We start from the raw sequence: 20,087 nt of genomic DNA on the forward strand, positions 1-20,087 counted from the left end.
CGATAATGAAGTACGCTGAACTCTTCTGCCAGACCAACTTCTCTTTCCTCACCGGCGCTTCTCACGCAGAAGAGCTTATTCTACAAGCAGACTTTTTACGCTATCACGCACTGGCGATTACCGATGAATGCTCCGTAGCAGGAGTGGTCAGAGCTTATAGAGCGATCAAAACTCATAACCTCAATATCAAACTGATCATAGGAAGTATGTTCTGGTTAAATGATGAGTGTCAGGTCGTATTACTTTGCCCAAACCGTGAAGCCTATGCCGAACTCTGTCGAATCATCACAAACGCAAGAAGGCGCACCGAGAAAGGGCAATATCAGCTGGCAGAATGGGATTTAATGTCGCTTCGCCACTGCTTGATTGTCTGGCTCCCCAGCCATCAACATAGCGATCAGAAATGGGGACACTGGCTTGCTCAACATCATCAACCAAGATTGTGGTTAGGTGTTCAGCGCCATTTAGATGCAGACGATAAAAGCTACCTTACTCACTGTGAGGAACTCGCTCAGGAATTGATGGTACCAATCACCGCTTGCGGTGGTGTACTCATGCATACTGCTAACCGTCTTCCTCTACAACATGTTCTGACCGCAGTCCGGCATGGTAGTAGCGTTGATAAAATTGGTAAGCACCTACTTACTAATACAGAACGAACACTGCGAAGCAAAGAAAAGCTCGCCCGACTGTTTAAACAAGAATGGCTGGAAGAGAGTATTCGCCTCACCGAGCAGTGCCAGTTCAGTTTAGAAAAACTCAAGTACGAATACCCCCATGAACTAGTACCCAGTGGTGAAACGCCGATGAGCTATCTGCGCAAATTAGTAGACAGTGGCAAGCGTCGCCGCTTTCCCGAAGGTATTCCTCAGGATATTTCAGAAACTATCGACAAAGAGCTTGAGCTGATTGATGAGCTCAACTACCCCTACTATTTCCTGACCATTCACGACATAGTGATGTTTGCCAAACGTCAGAATATTCTCTATCAAGGGCGTGGCTCAGCAGCCAACTCTGTCGTTTGCTACTGTCTGGAAATTACAGCGGTCGACCCTCGACAAATTTCCGTTCTCTTCGAGCGCTTTATCAGTAAAGAACGTGATGAGCCACCTGACATCGACGTAGACTTCGAACACGAACGCCGTGAAGAAGTCATTCAATACATTTATCAGAAGTATGGCCGTGAACGAGCAGCGCTTGCGGCAACAGTGATCACTTATCGCTTTAAAAGTGCCGTTCGCGATGTAGGTAAAGCGCTTGGGATTGAAGAAAGCCAACTCGATTACTTCATCAAAAACGTTAACCGTCGAGATCGTGAGCTCGGCTGGCAGGCGCAGATCGTCGAGCTTGGTCTTCAGCCGGATTCTCTCAAAGGTGAGCAGTTCATCACTCTGGTTAATGATATTCTCGGCTTTCCTCGTCACTTATCTCAACATGTTGGCGGCTTTGTGATTGCCGCTGGCCCTTTGTATGAACTGGTGCCAGTTGAGAATGCATCTATGGCAGGCAGGACAGTTATTCAGTGGGATAAAGATGATCTGGAAAGCCTGAAGCTAATGAAAGTTGACGTCCTCGCCCTAGGGATGCTCAGCGCTATTCATAAATGTTTCCAGTTGGTCAAACGCTTCCATCAGCAAGATCTGACTATTGCAGAGATCACCCGAAGGCAAGATGATCCTGAAGTGTATGGCATGATCCAGAAAGCCGACACAGTCGGTGTATTTCAGATCGAATCACGAGCTCAAATGAGCATGCTTCCCAGACTCAGGCCCAAGACTTATTACGATCTGGTGATCCAGATTGCTATTGTACGCCCGGGGCCGATTCAGGGGGACATGGTTCACCCTTTTCTCAAACGCCGTGATGGTATCGAACCCGTGACCTTCCCTTCGGATGAAGTCAAAGATGTCTTATCTCGAACTATGGGGGTGCCTATCTTTCAGGAGCAGGTAATCAAGCTGGCGATGGTAGCTGCAGGCTTTAGTGGTGGTGAAGCCGATCAATTGCGTCGTGCTATGGCATCTTGGAAAAAGAATGGCGATCTGGTGAAGTTTCGCACCAAGCTGATTGAGGGAATGTTGGCTCGCGGCTACGAACAAGAATTTGCTGAACGCATTTTTGATCAGATACTTGGATTTGGTGAGTACGGTTTTCCTGAGAGTCATTCTGCCTCTTTTGCTGTGCTGGCGTATTGTTCTGCTTGGCTCAAACATTATCATCCGGAAGCTTTTTACGCTTCACTCCTCAATAGCCTGCCGATGGGCTTTTACAGTGCATCGCAGCTAGTTCAGGATGCACGGCGTCACCATGTTCTCATACTTCCTGTCTGCGTAAACCAATCACACTATGATCATCAGGTTGTCCGATGCGGCAATAAACTTGCCATCCGACTTGGCTTTCGCCAGATAAAAGGATTCAGTGCAGAGAGTAGCCTTCAACTCCTCAAAGCACGTGGTAGTGAAGGATTTCAACACCCTAGGCAACTCAAACATATCGGATTAAATCAGCGAGACCTTGAGCTGCTTGCTTCTGCTAATGCCATGCAGTCAATCGCCAATAACCGTTTTCAAACCCGCTGGGCTATGATGGATTCGTTATCCGATTTACCTCTATTTAAAGATTTAGAAGAGCCACAAAGTGACTCAATCAGTAAGCCTTCAGAGGTTCAAACACTGCTGGAAGACTACTCTTCCATTGGACTATCACTCAGCAAACACCCTATCACGCTTTTGGAACAAGCAGGTGTTCTAGGGCGCTTTACAAGAATGAAGGAGCTTATTCATAAGCCACATCAGTCTCTGGTGACCATCGTCGGTGTCGTGACAGGTAAGCAAGCTCCCGGTACCGCTGCTGGCGTCACCTTTTTCACTTTAGAGGACGACAGCGGCAACATGAATGTCGTGGTCTGGCAGGCAACGGCGCGAGCGCAAAAACAGGCCTATCTCACAGCCAAAGTCATGATGGTAAAAGGCATTCTAGAAAGAGAAGGAGAAGTTACACACATCATTGCAGGTAGATTGATCGATATGACAGACAAGCTAGAAGGGCTCAAAAGCAAATCACGAGATTTCCACTAACCACCATAAACGGAGAAAGGAGCCATTCGGCTCCCTTTAGATTAACAGTTAGACGAGTTACACATTTTCTTCAGCGTCCATACGTCTCTTTTTGTATTCCCTGTACAGTAACATGCATAAGGTCATCACAACCTTAGACGTAAACCATATCATGAATTGGAACTACCTTTAGCTTCTGATGAAAAGTGAAGATTAATTAATTCGCAAAGCAAATGATCGAACAAATGCTATCAACAATTTAACTGGATTACATGCTTTATATCAATCGAGACACTATCTCGACAAAATGTCACGCAGTCGATCTTGTGCCACTTCAACCAATAAATCTGGCTGGAACTTGGAAATGAATCGATCACACCCCACCTTCTTCACCATCGCATCATTAAAGCTACCACTCAACGATGTATTGAGCGTGATATACAGATCTTTTAATTTAGGGTCACTGCGAATCTCGTGAGTCAGCTTATAACCGTCCATTTCAGGCATTTCTGCATCAGTGATCATCAGTAACAATTCACGGGGGACATCTTTGCCCTCTTCGCTCCAACCTTTAATCAGCCGAAGCGCTTCAAGACCATCACGGCATTCAAGAATATTCAGCCCCAGCTGAGACAAGGTACCTTTGACCTGGGCACGAGCCGTTGAAGAATCATCAACGATCAGAACATTGCGGCCTATCATCTGAGCGGCCAATTCTTCGTCCAATACGCCTTCAGAAATAGACACATCGTAGTCGATAATTTCAGCCAAAACTTTCTCTACATCAATAATTTCGACTATTTGCTGTTGGTCGTTTTCTTTGATGTGAGTGATGGCTGTCAGGTAATTAGCACGCCCAGCCGTTTTCGGTGGTGGCTGAATTTCCGTCCAAGCAGTGTTGACAATGTTACGCACCTGGCCGACTAAAAAGCCCTGAACGGTACGGTTATATTCAGTAATGATCAGGTTCTGCTCTTGCTCTTCTTCTCTAGATGGCGGGAATCCAATGGCACTTCGTAAATCAATCACAGGAACCGAGACACCACGTAAAAAAGCGACGCCAGTAATGTTGTGATGTGAGCCTGGCATTTTGGTCAAAGGCGGGACTTTAATAACCTCGCGAACTTTAAAAACGTTGATCGCAAAGACCTGACGGCTGTTAAGACTGAACAGCAGCAACTCCAATCGGTTTTCACCAACAAGATTCGTTCGCTGATCAACGCTATTTAAAACTCCGGACATACTATCTCTCAACTACTTTGTAATATATCAAAAATAGCCTAAAGCCAGGCTAAACAAAAATAAACCCATACAACTTGAAGGTTATATGGGTTTACATAAAAGATAAAGCTTCTTAACTACGAGCTTAGCCTTCTATCACCTTCATCAATAATAACCCATCATAGAGGGCCTGTTTGATTAATGCCGCGCCAGGCATGGTCGCCTGTTTGTAGAAGCGAGACTCTACAACTTCAAGATCCTGATGATAAACAGGCAGGCTTTGCTCTTTAATACAGTTTTGAATGGCCGGATACAATACGTCTTTTGCTTGGTTAATCGCCCCACCAATGAGAATTTTTTCCGGGTTGAAGAGGTTGATGACAATCGCAATCGCCGAGCCCAGATAACGACCAAGTTTTTCGACAGCATCCACTGCCAATGGATCACCATTTGCTGCAGCTTCACAAATATCTTCAACTGACAGCTCTTCAATGTCTGACAACGTTGATTCTTCACCATTTGCCAAACGTTCCGCCACTTCGCTACGAATAGCCTGAGAGCTGGCAACAGTTTCAAGGCATCCTCGGTTGCCACAATGACAAAGCTTACCATTAGGATCGATTTGAATATGGCCAAGTTCACCGATGTTACCGTGACGCCCTTGAAGCACACGACCATCAAGAACAATACCCGCACCAAGACCATGGTGGATAGAAATCAGTACTGAGTTTTCGTTTTCCTGAGAATGACCAAACAACTTCTCTGCCAATGCCCACGCTCGGGTGTCGTTAGCGATGAAGACGGGAAGACCTGTTGCTTTGTAGATTTCAGGGCCAAGAGAAAGGTTTTCAACATTGTAGTGCGGCATTTGCAACACAATGCCTTTTTCAGAGTTCACCAAACCAGGAAGAGTAAGTGCAATACTGGTTACACGGTCTAGTTGCTCGGAATATGTCTGGAAAAATTCATCGATTTCATGGAGCAAGCGAGCTAACACATCGTCTTGATCGATTTCATGGATATCGATTTTAGTGTCAATCAGAACATCACCGCCCAACTCATGCAAAGCAATGGTCAAATAGCCACGGCCGAGACGCATTGAGAGAAACTGCCAGCCTTCATTGTTCACCTGTAGCCCCACTGCCGGGCGGCCACGACTGGTCGCTTCCTGCACGGTAGTTTCGTGGATCAGATGAGCATCAATCAGCTCACGAGTAATCTTGGTAATACTCGCAGGGGCAAGCTCGCTCTCTTTTGACAAATCAATTCGAGAGATAGGACCTTTTTGATCAATGAGTTTATATACACGGCCAGCATTGACCTGCTTGATATGATCAATATGGCCTGGTTGAGCCATGTACATAGGGTGCTCCAAATATCAACAACTAAGCAATTTTTTTACTTTGCGAAGTAATTGTGAAGAGCTTTGGTAGATTGCCGTGACAAGCATCACGGATAAACATGATTCTTTGGGCGTTCAATCAAATTGCAAAACAGATATCACATTTAAAGCGCCATTTTTTTGCATTAATAAATATGTGTGTCTGACAAGATAAGTTATCCCTAAATCTCTCATAACTCAGCATTTTGCATATACTCAATTGGGGTCTTTATATTTTTATAATTTATTGCCGACCCAAAAAGCTTGATCAAGGAAATCATCATGACCGCTATACAAAGAAGAACAAAAATCGTCACTACGTTAGGTCCATCGACGGACAAAGAAGGGATTCTCGAAGCGATAATTCAGGCAGGAGCCAATGTTGTCAGAATGAACTTCTCACATGGTACCGCAGAAGATCATATCCAGCGTGCCACTCGCGTACGCAATATCGCAGCGCAGTACGGTACTCATGTAGCCATTCTTGGTGATCTACAAGGGCCTAAAATTCGCGTATCGACATTTAAAGACAACAAAATTCACCTCACTGTTGGTGACACTTTTATCCTCGACAGTGATCTCGCTCAGGGGGAAGGTGATCAGAGTGCCGTAGGTCTCGACTACAAAGAGCTGCCACAAGACGTCTCAACGGGTGATATTTTGCTGCTCGATGATGGTCGTGTGCAGCTGCAGGTGACTAAGGTATCTGGCAATCAAGTCGTTACTAAAGTCATCATTGGCGGCCCGCTTTCCAATAATAAGGGCATCAATAAAAAAGGCGGAGGCTTATCGGCCGACGCTTTGACTGAAAAAGATAAGAATGACATCAAGATTGCCGCCCAAATCAAAGTCGACTATCTCGCAGTTTCGTTCCCACGCAATGGCGAGGATATGAAGTACGCTCGCCGCCTAGCACGAGATGCGGGTCTTGAAGCGAAATTAGTCGCTAAGGTGGAGCGCGCCGAGACAGTGGAAAGTGAGGAGAATATCGATGACATCATTCTCGCTTCAGATGCGGTAATGGTCGCTCGTGGCGATTTAGGGGTAGAAATTGGAGACCCAGAATTAATTGGTGTGCAAAAACAACTCATTCGCAGGGCAAGAAGCCTCAACCGCACCGTCATTACCGCGACACAAATGATGGAGTCCATGATAGAGAATCCAATGCCAACCCGTGCAGAAGTCATGGATGTAGCCAATGCGGTACTCGATGGTACTGATGCCGTAATGCTGTCAGGAGAAACGGCCGCAGGTAAATACCCGTTGGAAACAGTACGTTCAATGGCTGAGGTGTGTCTGGGAGCAGAGAAAATGTCAGCCATTAACCGGTCCAGCTATCGGATGGACTCGGTTTTTAAAGGCAGTGAAGAAACCATCGCTATGTCGACCATGTTTGCCGCGAACCACATGAAAGGTGTCAAAGGCATCATTACCCTGACTGAGTCCGGCCGAACGGCATTAATGATGTCTCGACTTAGTTCTGGTTTACCTATCTTTGCCCTATCACGTAATGAAAGCACTCTTAACCACACCGCGCTTTATCGTGGAGTGACGCCAGTCTATTTTGACTCTAAAGGCGACTCAGGTTTACCAACAGCTAAAGCCGCTGTGGAGTGTTTGAAAGGCAAGGGGTTACTGCATGATGGCGACCTGGTCATCATCACTCAAGGCGATGTCATGGATGTGGTAGGGTCAACTAACTGTATGCGTATTCTTTCTGCCTGATATTGGACTTCACATCAAAAAGGGAGCCTGTTGGGCTCCCTTGTAACTTCTGAATGACCGTTACTTCTGAATGGCCGCCGCTGAGGATTTAGACAGCGATGAATACATTTCAACAAAGCGAAAACCTGAATCAAGCCCCATCTGGTAGTCATGAAGCAGATCGTCTCGGTCACTCATCAAAGAATTAGATCTAAGTGGCTGCTCAGGCTTTATCTGTACAATAAAACAATCGTCTGGCGGATTGTGGAGAAAGTCTTGAGTAAGAGAATAGGTCTGGTAGTGAACCATCAACATATCCGCCAATCCGGAATCAAACTTCTCTCCCAGTAGATGACTTAATCGGTAGATGTCATCGGCTCCAAATAGCCAACGTCCGCCATTGAGTGACTCCAAATGACGATGTTGCAATTTGTCCTCCTGAGAACGTTGCAACTGTTCCGTGAAAAAGCTCGCCCAGTCTTCTTTCCATTGAACTAGCTTTTGCTGCCAATGATCTTGCACCACGTTAAATGAATCACGATACCACTTAACCTCATTCTCATGAGTCACTTGCTCTGTGTCCGTCTCTAGATCTTCTCCTTCTGTACGAATCACAACAATGCAACGCGCTTCTTTACGCCACGCTTCTTGAACTGGAATAGACGCCGAAACTCCTCCGTCCACATACTCTCCATGATCAAACTTAACGGGCTCCTGATAAAGCCTTGGGATCGCGCATGTGGCGATCAACACTTTTCTCCAGTCATCCTGCAACATGGGCAAATAGTGATCGAAGAGCCGGCTAGTATCGGTCACCGCAGCAAAGGCTTGCCTATTGGCCAATACTCTTTTTCCCATATCAATATCAAGCCGATAAGGAAAATCGCTGATCTTATCAAGTGCCCAATCAATCCCAAGGTATTGTTTACGGCGTATGTAGCGGAAGAGATTGAAAAACTCAGGAGCGGTGGTGAGGTCGAGTATAAAGGAGCGCCCTATTCCCCGTTGACGGCACAGATAACCACAAAGGTTTAGTGCACCAGCAGAGGTACCATAGAAAGCGTGAAAAGGGTCAAAGTTAGAAAGAAGGAAGGCATCAAGCACACCGGAAGTAAAGATACCACGCTGTCCACCACCTTGGGCTACCAGCGCATTTTTACCACCAGTGTACTTAGCAAGACGTTGAGTATCCAGCTGGATAGCAGCGCTGGTAACGACACCGCTATTGTCCATATACCCAACCTAGGCTGAAGTAATTGCGACTAGACCAAAACCAATCAGAACAGTAAAGACTGTTACAGTGATGACCAACGCATATTTTAGATCGTGTTCCATAGACACCTCCTTTATTGTGTAACAAAGTAATAACATCGTTGTGAGTCATCTTCAAATATTCCCTTTTTTTTGTGCGTAATTATGACGTTACTATCACAATTAGTGGGTATATCACTCTGATAGGACAGTGACTATGAACAGCAAGAACCTCTCTTTATTTTGTAGCATTTTACTTACGTTCTCATCACCCGCTTTAGCTGATATCTATCTGACGCCTTGGTTTGGCTTTACCGCAGGCGGAGAAGTAGAAAATCAAGATCAGCAAAAATATGACCTAAAAGGCTCTGAGAGTTTCGCATTAAGCGCAGAAATGACGTTGGATAAAGGGCGAATTGGCCTGTTTTACGCCAATCAAAATACTGATGTCGAAACAGTGAACCTCAGCTCCACCATGCACTACCTGCACTTTCAGAGTAGCATTTATTACCCCGCAGAGGAGTCTCTATACGGTTATCTTGGTATAGGGCTTGGGGGTTCATACATAGATGCCGATTGGGTCACAGACGAGTTTGGCTTTTCAGCCAGTATTTTTGGTGGGTTTGAATATCGTCTCACTGAACACTTTGCACTTAATACTCAGCTGCGTTGGCTTGGCACAGTTGTCGATAACGATACCAGTGGCGTATGCAATCTGCCCGCTTCACAGGAAGGAAGTTGTTTCATCAAATTCAAAACTGATTGGATGAACCAGTTTTCAGCAAACCTCGGATTAACTTGGCGCTTCTAGATACAATATCTTTACAATATTAATAATTTAGTAATATAGATTAATAGAGCGTATATTTTTCAGTCATACGCTCTCTAAATTATAAAAGCGTTATATTTTGCATAAAAGCCATAAACCATAAAATGCTTCCAGTTTAATAATACAAGTCAGTCCAATCACTCTATAAAATACAATAAAACACAATTTTATTACCACAAACGAACAATACCATCACAACTACAATCTATTGCTTTAACTATTGTTAGTAGTTAGTCTTTTCATCATGCACAGCTGAATATTTCAGTTAGAGCAAACACACATTTAACTTTAAAGAACTAAAATCTGAGAAGCCTTTAACTTCACAGCACAAAAAACCACAAACTTACGCAATAAAAGATAGTTAATTATTCATATTGGCACAAACAGACACGTGCCTGCTTTACTAGTAGTAAGTTTACTCAGGCGTCCGTTCAGCCTGACTGGTGATTTTAAGGCATCTTCAATCTCAGATATCGGATTTACAGGAGTCCTTTTATGAAGCGAGAACAATGGGGGTCCCGCGCTGGATTTATTCTAGCTGCAGTCGGATCGGCTATCGGTCTGGGAAACATCTGGCGTTTCCCGTATATGGCCTATGAAAACGGTGGTGGTGCTTTCTTTATACCGTACCTTTTTGCCATGATCACCGCAGGCATACCCTTTATGATCCTTGAATTCAGCATGGGTCAAAAATACCGTGGGAGCGCACCTCGTACGCTAGCGAAAATTCACTCTAAGTTTGAGTGGCTAGGCTGGTTCCAAGTAGGTGTTGCAGCGGTTATTGCTGTTTACTACGTTGCTGTTATCGGTTGGGCGATTTCCTACTTTGGTATGTCTTTCAACCAGAGCTGGGGCACTGACACTAACGCCTTCTTCTTCAGTGAATACCTCGGTTTAGGTGACAACTCACCAACCAATCTAGGAAGCATTCAGTGGAAAATTGCTATTGCAATGCTGATTGCATGGGGTATCACTTACGCTGCTATTGTCGGTGGTGTCAAAGCAGGTATTGAGCGCGCATCTAAGATCATGATGCCAATTCTATTTATCATGGTTGTACTACTGATTGGACGTATGGTCTTCCTACCTGGTGCTCTGGATGGCGTGAACTACATGTTTGAGCCTGACTTTAGCAAAATCTGGGACGTGAAAGTTTGGGCAGCTGCGTATGGTCAGATCTTCTTCACTCTGAGTATTGGTTTCGCCATCATGCTGGCTTATTCAAGCTACTTACCTGAAAAGTCAGACATTACTAACAACGCCTTCATGACGGTTTTGATTAACTGCGGTTTCTCGATCCTAGCTGGCATCATGATCTTCTCAGTCCTCGGCTATATGGCGCAAGAGCAAGGCAAGCCTCTGACTGAAGTCGTATCAGCGGGCGTTGGTTTAGCATTTGTTACACTGCCAGCTGCAATCAACTTGCTGCCAGCGCCGTACATCCTGGGCCCACTTTTCTTCTTCGCACTAGTTGTTGCAGGTCTAAGCTCACACATTTCCATCATGGAAGCCGTGACGTCTGCCATTATCGACAAACTAAAGTGGAGCCGTAAGAAAGCAGCAACCGTTGTTATTGGTGTTGGTGTTGTCGTTTCTATGGCATTTGCAACCAATGGCGGTCTACTACTACTAGATTTGGTCGATCACTTCGCGAACAATGTCGGCATCATGGTGGGTGGTTTTGTCGAGATTATTCTTATGGCTTGGCTACTGAATAAAGTTGGTGATGTACGCGAATACGTCAATGAGATCTCTGATTTTTCTATCGGTGCTTGGTTCGTGGTTTGTCTGCGCTTCATCACTCCAATTATGCTGGCAGTTATTCTCGCAACCAAACTACAAACACTATTCACTGAAGGCTACGGTGGCTACGACCTAACTCTTGGTTGGGCAATGATTGCCGCTCTATTCGTCATTGGTGTATTGATTAACGCAACAAGTCGTAAGGAGGCCTGATTATGACAACAGGTGCAATTATTATGATGGTACTGGGCCTTGGAATTACTTGGGGCGGCGCTGCTATCTGTATTAAACGAGCAATGAACAAACAGCAGCAGTGATGACTGTTGTTGCTTGAAATAAAAATGCCGACACTGAGTGTCGGCATTTTTGATTGGTCAGAGCTAGAATGTGTATTTAACGCCGAGTGCTCCGCCAATCTGTAGTTCTGGGCCACTATACATATCTAACTCTGGTTGAATTTGACCATACATATTCCAGCCTTCGCTGAAGTTCCAATTCAGACCAAGGGGGACACGCGCCCCAAACTCTTTATGGTCCCATTCGCTCCATGCACCCGCACCGACATACCAAGTAAAAGGCACGTCCTGACCAAACTCTCCACGAGCTAGTATGTAGTCGAATGCAGCTCCGTCATTACCTACTGTAAAGCGGTACTGATTATCCAATTCAATGACTGCACTTAAATCTTGGTCTACTGCCATTCCAACCGAGAGATCCATGAACTTTGAGCTTTCAGCAATGACGCTTGCGCTCCCTGCGACGGCCGCAACACCTAATAAGCCTTTAACTAGTGTACTTTTCTTCATCACTCTGCTCTGGACTAAAATAAAACAGTGTGCAATTTTCCAGTTGTGTAATGAAAATATGTCATAGAAAGGTAAGGAGGTCGTTAGAATGCAGAGTGTTTTATCGCTTCCACTATGCAATAACATCCAACCAAACATATTCGCTAACAGCGCTTGATTTCAGAGAGTCACGTTCTAATAAAACAAAAGGAGGCCCTTAGGCCTCCTCTATCAATTAAATGGGTAAGTGAGTATTAGCCGTGGTTACGGATCCACTCATCCATTTCAGTTTTTAGGTTGTCAGACTTAGTACCGAAGATAGCCTGAACACCACCAGCTACAACCACTACGCCAGCCGCGCCTAGTTGTTTCAGTTTGTCTTGATCAACAGCCTCTGTATCCGCTACTGCAACGCGTAGACGAGTGATACATGCGTCTAGGCCAGTGATGTTTGCTTTGCCGCCGAATGCTGCAACAAGCTCACCTGCCATGTCTGAACCAGATGTCGCGGCTGCTTCTTCAGATTCATCTTCACGACCAGGAGTTTTAAGGTCCATCGCTTTGATAACAGTGCGGAATACTACGTAGTAGATAGCCGCGTAAACCAAACCGACACCCACCATCAGACCGATTTTCTGTGCGTTACCAGATAGTACGATGAAATCGATTAGGCCGTGTGAGAACGAAGTACCGTGTACAAAACCTAGAGTGTTTGCAACAACGTATGCAGAACCAGCTAGTAGAGCGTGGATACCGTACAGTACAGGAGCAACAAATAGGAATGAGAATTCGATTGGCTCTGTGATACCAGTCAGGAATGAAGTCAATGCAGCAGACGCCATGATACCCATTACTTTCGCGCGGTTCTCTGGCTTAGCAGAGTGAGCGATAGCAATAGCAGCAGCTGGTAGACCGAACATCTTGAACATGTAGCCACCTGCAAGCTGACCGAAGCCATTACCTGCAGCACGAGATGCTTCGTCAGCAACTAGGTAACAAGTTAGAACGCCATTTTGTGTTTCGCCAGCAGCATTCACACAAGTACCAGCTTCGAAGAAGAATGGTACGTTCCAAACGTGGTGTAGGCCGAATGGGATTAGAGAACGCTCGACGATACCGTAGATACCGAATGCAACTTGTGGGTTCTGGTGTGCAGCCCAATCTGAGAAAGAAGCGATAGCACCGCCAATTGGAGGCCATACTACAGACAGAACAATACCCAATGCGATAGCAGCAAAACCAGTGATGATAGGCACCGCGCGCTTACCTGCGAAGAAGCCTAGGTATTCTGGAAGCTGAATCTTGAAGAAACGGTTGAATGCCCATGCAGCAACACCACCAACAAGGATACCGCCCAGAACACCAGTGTCGATTTTCTCAACACCCATAACACCAGCCATAACGCCAAGCGTCGCAGTCATGATGCCGTAACCAACGATTGCAGCCAGACCTGCTACACCATCGTTGTTAGTAAAGCCAAGTGCAACACCTACTGCGAAAAGTAGTGCCATCTGACCAAATACCGAGCCACCCGCTTGCTCCATTAAGTTGGAAACAATTTCCGGAATGAAACTCAGGTCGGCAGCACCTACCCCGAGTAGAATACCTGCAACAGGTAAAACCGATACTGGCAGCATCAGAGCTTTACCCACTTTTTGCAGGTTAGCAAAAAGATTCTTAAACATGTTTATGCTCCTGAAAAGTTATAAGAATTATTGGGCTCTAACGGCACACCCCCGTAGCCTTAAATGTTAGCACCCAGAAAAAATGTAACCACATCTAGTAGTATATTTTCCGGCTCTAAATATATATTGATGGTGAACAAACTTTCTAGCTGGTTACGGAATTTAGTTTCAAACTAATAGATAGATCACAATCCAAAATCGGCAAATCGAGACCATATTTACAACCTATCTAATTGATATTTATTAAATTAATATTAACGCCGATTAATTTTGATGGGTAAATAAAATAAACCCAATTGTTATTTTATGTAACAAAATTACAATTTGATACTTTCAGCCTCCCAGCTTCAACATATTTAGTAAACAAGGCAATTTATGTCATCAAGAGTGATTTCAGACACAAAAAAAGGAGCTTCCGCTCCTTTTTTAATCAAAACTCTTTTTCTATCTCAAAAAAAGATTTCGGAAGTTTTCACTGGTTTTTAACCCAACTTCACTCAATGACGTATTTTTTAACTGGGCAATATAGGAGGCAACCTCAACCACGTATGCTGGTTGGTTCTGTTTACCTCGGTGTGGCACAGGAGCGAGATATGGTGAGTCAGTTTCAATCAATAGTCTCTCAAGCGGCAGAGCTTTGACCACTTCTTTAAGTTCAGTAGCTTGCCTGAAAGTGACGATCCCCGAGATAGAGATATAAAAACCAAGCTCCATCGCTGCTTGCGCAAAAGCAAGATCTTCAGTGAAACAATGAATCACGCCACCACATTTATCTGCCTGACCTCGACGTAGAATATCCAACGTATCTTGGCGAGCATTCCTCGTGTGGATGATCAAAGGTTTATTCAGTTTAACTGCTAATTCAACTTGCTGTTGGAATCGTAACTTTTGTAACTCAGCAGTCTCAGGTTGATAGTGGTAATCCAGCCCCGTTTCACCTATCGCCACAACTCTGGGATGCGAGGCATATTCATGTAATCGATCTAAGGCAAACTCACTCTCAACATCCAGCGGGTGAACACCGCATGAAGCAAATATGTTGTCGAAGGGTTCGATCATCTCCATCATTCCAGGGAAAGAATCCAACGTAACGCCAACGGACAGTAGCTCAGAAACGTTAGCAGCTTGAGCTTTGGCAACTACATCTTCAATACCAGAGTGGAGCTCCTGATAATCCAATTTGTCTAAGTGACAATGAGAGTCTACAAACATGATTCCTCATTAAATTTAAATAGCCAATCTAAGATAAGCAATTCGCTGTTCAAACCTGTGTGCTCACGTAACTGTTCAAGCAGCAGACTTAGGTTTGCTGTCTGAGTATAGAGCAATTGATAACCAAGATTAGCCGACAGAGCATTCGAGCCTGGAGTGAAATAAGGCATCTGAACGCCAAAGTGAATCTTTTGAGCATCTGTCAACAAGTACCATATCCATTGTAGATACTCAGAGGGTGAAGTCGCCAATTCTTTTGCTAACTTAACGCTGTCGCCTCTCAACTGAGCCACTTCAAGAAATTGTTCTTCAACCTGCTGATATTTTTCAATTTGCCCCTGCTCTACAAACGCTTGAGTTTTCAGTGGCGCATTGCCATTAATATGTGCTGCAAAAGCAGGGATTGTCGAAGTAACTTGCTCATTTAACCATTGAGCAAGCAATTCTGAGCTCGGAGTCACTACATGCCAATGTTGGCAACGACTGGTAATCGTGGGCAAAAGCTGGTGTGCTTTATGACTGACCAGTAAAAACATACAACTGCTAGAGGGCTCTTCGAGTGTTTTCAACAACGCATTGGCAGCGGAGTCATTCATCGCTTCAGCCGGCTCGATAACAAACAATCGACGTCCAGATAGCTGCGATGACTCCTGTGCTAGGCGGTTACACTGACGAATTTGCTCAACCGTAATAGTTTTGCCTTCTTTCTCTGGTTTCACTAGGTGATAATCAGGATGGTTATGCGACTTCATTAGCTGGCAGCTATGGCAAAAGCCGCAAGCTTCACTGGCATAATTGCTACACATGGCAGCTTCACTAAATCGCTCTACTAGCTGCTCAACGCCTAGCCCTTCTTCTGCTGTCAGTAGCGCTGCATTGGAAAACCTATCTGACTCCAGACTTGCCTGCCATTCACACCAAATGTCTGTTAACCAAGGGTAGGTAGAATTCATGGTTATTGTTCCAACCAACTACGCAGCGCTTGCTTGATATCTTGCGCGACTAATTCGATCGTCTGCTCAGCATTGATCACTACAACACTCGAATCACATTGCGCCAGTTCCAAGTAACGCGCTCTGGTGCGGTCAAAAAAGCTCATATCCATTTTCTCAATTCGATCCAACTCGCCTCGCCCTCTCGCGCGTTCGAGACCGATGCGCGGGTCAAGATCAAGGTAAATGGTCAAATCTGGTTTAAAGTCACCCAATGTTGTCTGCTTAAGTGCTGTCATGGTGTGTTGGGAGATTTGACGGCCGCCTCCCTGATAAGCTTGAGAAGACATATCATGTCGGTCTCCCACCACCCAAGTACCGCTGTTTAAAGCTGGTTTAATCACATTTTCAACCAGCTGCACCCGAGCAGCATACATAAGGAGTAATTCGGTCATGTCTTGCAACTCTTCCCCTTCATGGTCTTGTTTGACCAAAGTTCTGAGTTGCTCGGCTAGCGCTGTTCCGCCCGGCTCACGAGTATTCTTTATCTGCTCAATACCAGCCTGTTTAAGAGTCTCAAGCACCGCATTAATTGCTGTGCTTTTCCCTGCCCCTTCTAGGCCTTCAATTACGATAAATTTCGCTTGTGTCATTTGTTACTTCTTAGTTGTCTTAGATAAGCGCGTACCGCGCGATTGTGTTCACTCAGCGTTTTAGAAAAAACGTGCCCGCCAGTTCCGCTGGCCACAAAGTACAAGTAATTACTGTTTTCTGGGTTTGTCGCGGCGGCGATAGACGCCTCCCCCGGCATCGCAATCGGTGTTGGTGGTAAACCAAAAATCGTATACGTATTATATGGGGTTGGAGTACGTAAATCTTTCTTACGTATGTTGCCGTCGTACTTATCTCCCATCCCATAGATAACCGTAGGGTCAGTCTGTAGACGCATACGCTTATTAAGGCGGTTTACAAACACCCCTGCAACACGCTCACGCTCTGCACCAACAGCCGTCTCCTTTTCGATAATAGAAGCAAGGATCAGCGCTTCGTAAGGCGTCTTCAGTGGCAAGTTCTCTTGCCTTTGCTGCCAATGCTTATCAAGAATTTTTTGCAGTTTATTTGCGGCGCGCTTGATGATATCGAGATCAGAGGTACCGAACGTGTAGTGATAAGTCTCAGCGAGCAATAGCCCTTCAAGTTTGGCTTTCTCGATGCCAATTTGTTGTGCGATCTCTGCTTCGCTGAGCCCAGATGTTTTGTGCTCTAGATAAGGGGCTTGTTCTAATGCTGCTCGCCATTCGGCAAATGTTGAACCTTCCACAAAGGTAATTGCAAATTGATGCTCTTTACCGGTTTTGAACAGTTCTAGCGCTTGTGTGAGGTTAATGCCGGGAGTGAGAAGGTAGGTCCCTGCTTTTACTTGCGTCAGTTCTGGGTGGAATCGTCGCACTAGTCTTGCCACATCACTAGAAACAATCAGTTCATCGTTTGTCAAATCTGCCAGTAAACGGTTGAAACTCATACCCGTCTCAATCGTATAAATCTGTTCTTCTTGCAGCTTTAATGGCTGAGTCACATACTCATCGACTTGTTTAGTAACATAAATAAATCCTGCACCAGCAATCAGTAATACAAGTGCCAGAAATAAGGTGATTCTCTTAATCACGGGTTAACCATCTCCTGAATTTTTTTTGTTATTGTTCCTATTGAAAAGGTCTGTGTGCCAATGCTTTTTACTGGGGCGACACCAAGGATCGAGTTTGAGATAAAAACTTCTTCTGCATCACTTAGCTCTTCAAACGTATAGTGCCCAATAGACAACGTGTGCTCACAGCTCGATAAACGTTCTACAATAACGCGGCGCATAACGCCTGCAACACCAGCGTTCGTCAGGTCGGGGGTATAGATGACTCCCTGTTTGACCCAGTAAACATTCGCCATTGTTGTCTCAATCACATGACCACTCACATCTAATGCAATCCCATCGGGGAAGCCTTGTTGATCCATTTCCGCCTTGAGCAAAATTTGCTCAAGGCGATTATTGTGCTTATGACCCGCGAGTAAAGGATTAACCCCTAGCCTCTTATGGCACACACCTAAACAAATACCATCCGCTTGCCATTGTTCATAATGAGCCGGATAGTTAAAGGCGCTAATAGTAACATTTGGTAAGGTCACTTGAGTAGGGCTATATCCACGTCCCCCCTCTCCTCGGCTAACGTGTAACTTCAACCCTGAACGAGTAGACTCTATACACGCTTTTTCTAACCAATCCTCAACCTCTCTCCAGTTTGGAGGAGTTATGCCGAGCAAGTTGAGGCAGGATTGCATTCGCTCTTGATGTTTATCCAAGTGTTGGATACGACCGTTGATAGCCAGCATGGTCGTAAAGCAGCCATCACCATATTGAAATGAACGATCAGAAAGGGAAATTGAGTCTGTGGTGTGTCCATTTACCGAGTACATAATTGATATCCACATAAAAGAAAACGGCTTAATGCCAAAGCATTAAGCCGTTTTATCACAAATTGGATTGTGACTCTTTAGATCTTTTTGAAAACCAAAGAACCGTTAGTACCACCAAAACCAAACGAATTACAGATTGCGTACTCTGAATCGATAGGTTTTGCCTTATGTGGTACTAGGTCAATATCGTCAAGGCCTTCATCTCGATTATCTAGGTTAATCGTTGGTGGAACCATTTGATCAACCAATGACATGATGGTCACGATCGCTTCAACAGAACCAGCAGCGCCAAGTAGGTGACCAGTCATTGACTTAGTTGAAGATACTTTCACTTGTTTAGTACCTTCTTCACCTAGCGCACGACGGATGCCTTTCACTTCAGCAACATCGCCAGCCGGAGTAGACGTGCCATGTGCATTCACATAGCCGACTTGTGTACCAGTGATGCCTGCATCACGCATTGCTGCTTCCATAGCCAACGCACCACCTGAGCCATCTTCGCTAGGTGAAGTCATATGGAAAGCATCTCCCGACATACCAAAGCCAACAAGCTCTGCATAGATTTTAGCGCCACGTGCTTTCGCATGCTCATATTCTTCAAGAACAATGATACCTGCGCCATCACCAAGAACAAAACCATCACGATCTTTGTCCCATGGGCGAGAAGCTTTTTGAGGCTCGTCATTACGAGTTGACAACGCTTTAGCTGCACCAAAGCCAGCCATGCCTAGAGGAGTTGAAGCTTTTTCAGCACCACCGGCGACCATAGCTTCTGCATCACCGTAAGCAATCATACGAGCAGCATGGCCGATGTTATGTAGACCCGTTGTACACGCCGTCGAAATCGCGATATTTGGACCACGAAGACCACGCATAATAGATAAGTTACCTGCAACCATGTTTACGATAGTTGATGGTACGAAGAAAGGGCTGACTTTGCGTGGGCCTTTTTCAACAAGCGCAGTATGGCCCGCTTCAATAAGGTCTAGACCACCAATGCCTGAACCAATAGCGACACCAACGCGTGCTGCGTTTTCTTCATTAATTTGTAAGCCAGAGTCGTCTAGGGCTTGAATACCCGCTGCAATGCCGTACTGGATGAACAAGTCCATCTTACGCGCATCTTTTTTAGACATGTACTCTGTGCAGTCGAAATCTTTTACTAGGCCTGCAAAACGAGTTGAGAAGTTTTCAGTATCAAAGTGCTCGATATCAACGATACCACTTTGACCAGCTAGCAGGGCCTTCCAGGATGATTCTACATTGTTGCCTACCGGTGACAACATACCCATGCCAGTGACAACAACACGACGCTTGGACACGATTTTATTCTCCGGGATTGAAATGATTCTATGAGAGGTATAGAAGAGTTTAAAAGAACACAGGCGGCCAGAAGGCCGCCTGGGAGAGATATTACTGAGCGCTGTTCACGTAGTCGATAGCAGCTTGAACAGTAGTGATCTTCTCAGCTTCTTCGTCTGGAATCTCAGTGTCGAATTCTTCTTCTAGAGCCATTACTAGTTCAACAGTGTCTAGAGAATCAGCACCTAGATCGTCAACGAAAGAAGCTTCGTTTTTAACTTCTGCTTCGTCCACACCTAGCTGTTCAACAATGATTTTCTTTACGCGTTCTTCGATGTTGCTCATTTTTTCTTTTCCTTTACAGATTTCGCTCAATGCGATGATTCCGTAGTTTATTCGAACTATTGAAAGTTGCAAGGGGGTCCTTGCTGGTCAAACCACAATTTTCGCGATTTTAACCGAAATTCAATACATTTTTGACTTATATCATGCACAAATGTTGCGCATATCAATGCCAGTT

Annotated in this window: 18 protein-coding genes; 5 read left to right on the forward strand and 13 right to left on the reverse strand. The window is 45.1% G+C overall.

The window, feature by feature from the left end; all coding sequences use genetic code 11:
* Positions 1 to 5: 5 nt before the first annotated feature.
* On the forward strand, positions 6 to 3,077 hold the full coding sequence (locus tag VIC_RS09040) for an error-prone DNA polymerase (RefSeq protein WP_006959257.1): 3,072 nt from the start codon (positions 6 to 8) through the stop codon (positions 3,075 to 3,077).
* 273 nt (positions 3,078 to 3,350) lie between these two features.
* Here VIC_RS09040 and VIC_RS09045 read toward each other — a convergent pair whose 3' ends face one another.
* Together VIC_RS09045 and mlc are read right to left on the reverse strand one after the other, a co-directional pair.
* Entirely contained in the window at positions 3,351 to 4,298 is a 948-nt protein-coding gene (locus tag VIC_RS09045) for a chemotaxis protein CheV (protein WP_006959259.1), read from the reverse strand.
* 124 nt (positions 4,299 to 4,422) lie between these two features.
* The gene (gene mlc, locus VIC_RS09050; protein WP_006959262.1) at positions 4,423 to 5,640 is read right to left on the reverse strand and encodes a sugar metabolism global transcriptional regulator Mlc; all 1,218 of its coding nucleotides are present in this window, start codon (positions 5,638 to 5,640) and stop codon (positions 4,423 to 4,425) included.
* A gap of 300 nt (positions 5,641 to 5,940) precedes the next feature.
* On the opposite strand from mlc, the gene pyk reads away from it, so the two are divergent.
* Positions 5,941 to 7,383, forward strand: a complete 1,443-nt coding sequence (gene pyk, locus VIC_RS09055) for a pyruvate kinase (protein WP_006959264.1) — start codon at positions 5,941 to 5,943, stop codon at positions 7,381 to 7,383.
* A gap of 60 nt (positions 7,384 to 7,443) precedes the next feature.
* On the opposite strand, the gene VIC_RS09060 is transcribed toward pyk, so the two are convergent.
* Together VIC_RS09060 and cydH are read right to left on the reverse strand one after the other, a co-directional pair.
* Positions 7,444 to 8,595, reverse strand: a complete 1,152-nt coding sequence (locus VIC_RS09060) for a patatin-like phospholipase family protein (protein ID WP_006959266.1) — start codon at positions 8,593 to 8,595, stop codon at positions 7,444 to 7,446.
* A 9-nt stretch (positions 8,596 to 8,604) separates the two neighbouring features.
* Complete coding sequence (gene cydH / locus VIC_RS26735) at positions 8,605 to 8,697, reverse strand: cytochrome bd-I oxidase subunit CydH (RefSeq protein WP_019277927.1); 93 nt, start codon at positions 8,695 to 8,697, stop codon at positions 8,605 to 8,607.
* Positions 8,698 to 8,830: 133 nt separating this feature from the next.
* On the opposite strand from cydH, the gene VIC_RS09070 reads away from it, so the two are divergent.
* The 3 genes from VIC_RS09070 (at position 8,831) to VIC_RS26590 (ending at position 11,502) form a co-directional block, all read left to right on the forward strand.
* Positions 8,831 to 9,424: an outer membrane beta-barrel protein gene (locus tag VIC_RS09070; RefSeq protein ID WP_006959270.1), complete on the forward strand. Its 594-nt coding sequence runs from the start codon at positions 8,831 to 8,833 to the stop codon at positions 9,422 to 9,424.
* A 513-nt stretch (positions 9,425 to 9,937) separates the two neighbouring features.
* Positions 9,938 to 11,398 carry a sodium-dependent transporter gene (locus VIC_RS09075; protein ID WP_006959272.1) on the forward strand — a complete coding sequence of 487 codons (1,461 nt, stop codon included), beginning with the start codon at positions 9,938 to 9,940 and terminating at the stop codon, positions 11,396 to 11,398.
* A 2-nt stretch (positions 11,399 to 11,400) separates the two neighbouring features.
* Positions 11,401 to 11,502 carry a MetS family NSS transporter small subunit gene (locus VIC_RS26590; protein WP_019277924.1) on the forward strand — a complete coding sequence of 34 codons (102 nt, stop codon included), beginning with the start codon at positions 11,401 to 11,403 and terminating at the stop codon, positions 11,500 to 11,502.
* Positions 11,503 to 11,565: 63 nt separating this feature from the next.
* Here the strand turns inward: VIC_RS26590 and VIC_RS09080 are convergent, their stop codons facing one another.
* The 9 genes from VIC_RS09080 to acpP form a co-directional block, all read right to left on the reverse strand.
* Positions 11,566 to 11,991, reverse strand: coding sequence for a hypothetical protein (locus tag VIC_RS09080; RefSeq protein WP_006959274.1), 426 nt, complete (start codon positions 11,989 to 11,991; stop codon positions 11,566 to 11,568).
* Between the two features lie 233 nt (positions 11,992 to 12,224).
* A complete protein-coding gene (ptsG, locus tag VIC_RS09085) occupies positions 12,225 to 13,655 on the reverse strand; it encodes a PTS glucose transporter subunit IIBC (protein ID WP_006959276.1) in 1,431 nt (476 codons plus the stop codon).
* Between the two features lie 444 nt (positions 13,656 to 14,099).
* Positions 14,100 to 14,867, reverse strand: a complete 768-nt coding sequence (locus VIC_RS09090; protein WP_006959278.1) for a TatD family hydrolase — start codon at positions 14,865 to 14,867, stop codon at positions 14,100 to 14,102.
* Positions 14,858 to 15,820, reverse strand: a complete 963-nt coding sequence (locus VIC_RS09095; protein WP_006959280.1) for a DNA polymerase III subunit delta' — start codon at positions 15,818 to 15,820, stop codon at positions 14,858 to 14,860. Before VIC_RS09095 ends, VIC_RS09090 begins: the two co-directional genes overlap by 10 nt.
* Before the next feature lie 2 nt (positions 15,821 to 15,822).
* Entirely contained in the window at positions 15,823 to 16,452 is a 630-nt protein-coding gene (tmk, locus tag VIC_RS09100; protein WP_006959281.1) for a dTMP kinase, read from the reverse strand.
* The gene (gene mltG, locus VIC_RS09105) at positions 16,449 to 17,465 is read right to left on the reverse strand and encodes an endolytic transglycosylase MltG (protein ID WP_006959282.1); all 1,017 of its coding nucleotides are present in this window, start codon (positions 17,463 to 17,465) and stop codon (positions 16,449 to 16,451) included. The genes tmk and mltG overlap by 4 nt, the downstream gene beginning before the upstream one ends.
* Complete coding sequence (gene pabC / locus VIC_RS09110; protein WP_006959283.1) at positions 17,462 to 18,265, reverse strand: aminodeoxychorismate lyase; 804 nt, start codon at positions 18,263 to 18,265, stop codon at positions 17,462 to 17,464. Before pabC ends, mltG begins: the two co-directional genes overlap by 4 nt.
* A 77-nt stretch (positions 18,266 to 18,342) precedes the next feature.
* Positions 18,343 to 19,587 carry a beta-ketoacyl-ACP synthase II gene (fabF, locus tag VIC_RS09115; protein ID WP_006959284.1) on the reverse strand — a complete coding sequence of 415 codons (1,245 nt, stop codon included), beginning with the start codon at positions 19,585 to 19,587 and terminating at the stop codon, positions 18,343 to 18,345.
* Positions 19,588 to 19,678: 91 nt separating this feature from the next.
* Complete coding sequence (gene acpP / locus VIC_RS09120) at positions 19,679 to 19,912, reverse strand: acyl carrier protein (protein WP_004406112.1); 234 nt, start codon at positions 19,910 to 19,912, stop codon at positions 19,679 to 19,681.
* Between the last annotated feature and the right edge of the window lie 175 nt (positions 19,913 to 20,087).

It is taken from the genome of Vibrio coralliilyticus ATCC BAA-450 (assembly GCF_000176135.1).
Taxonomy (GTDB): domain Bacteria; phylum Pseudomonadota; class Gammaproteobacteria; order Enterobacterales; family Vibrionaceae; genus Vibrio; species Vibrio coralliilyticus.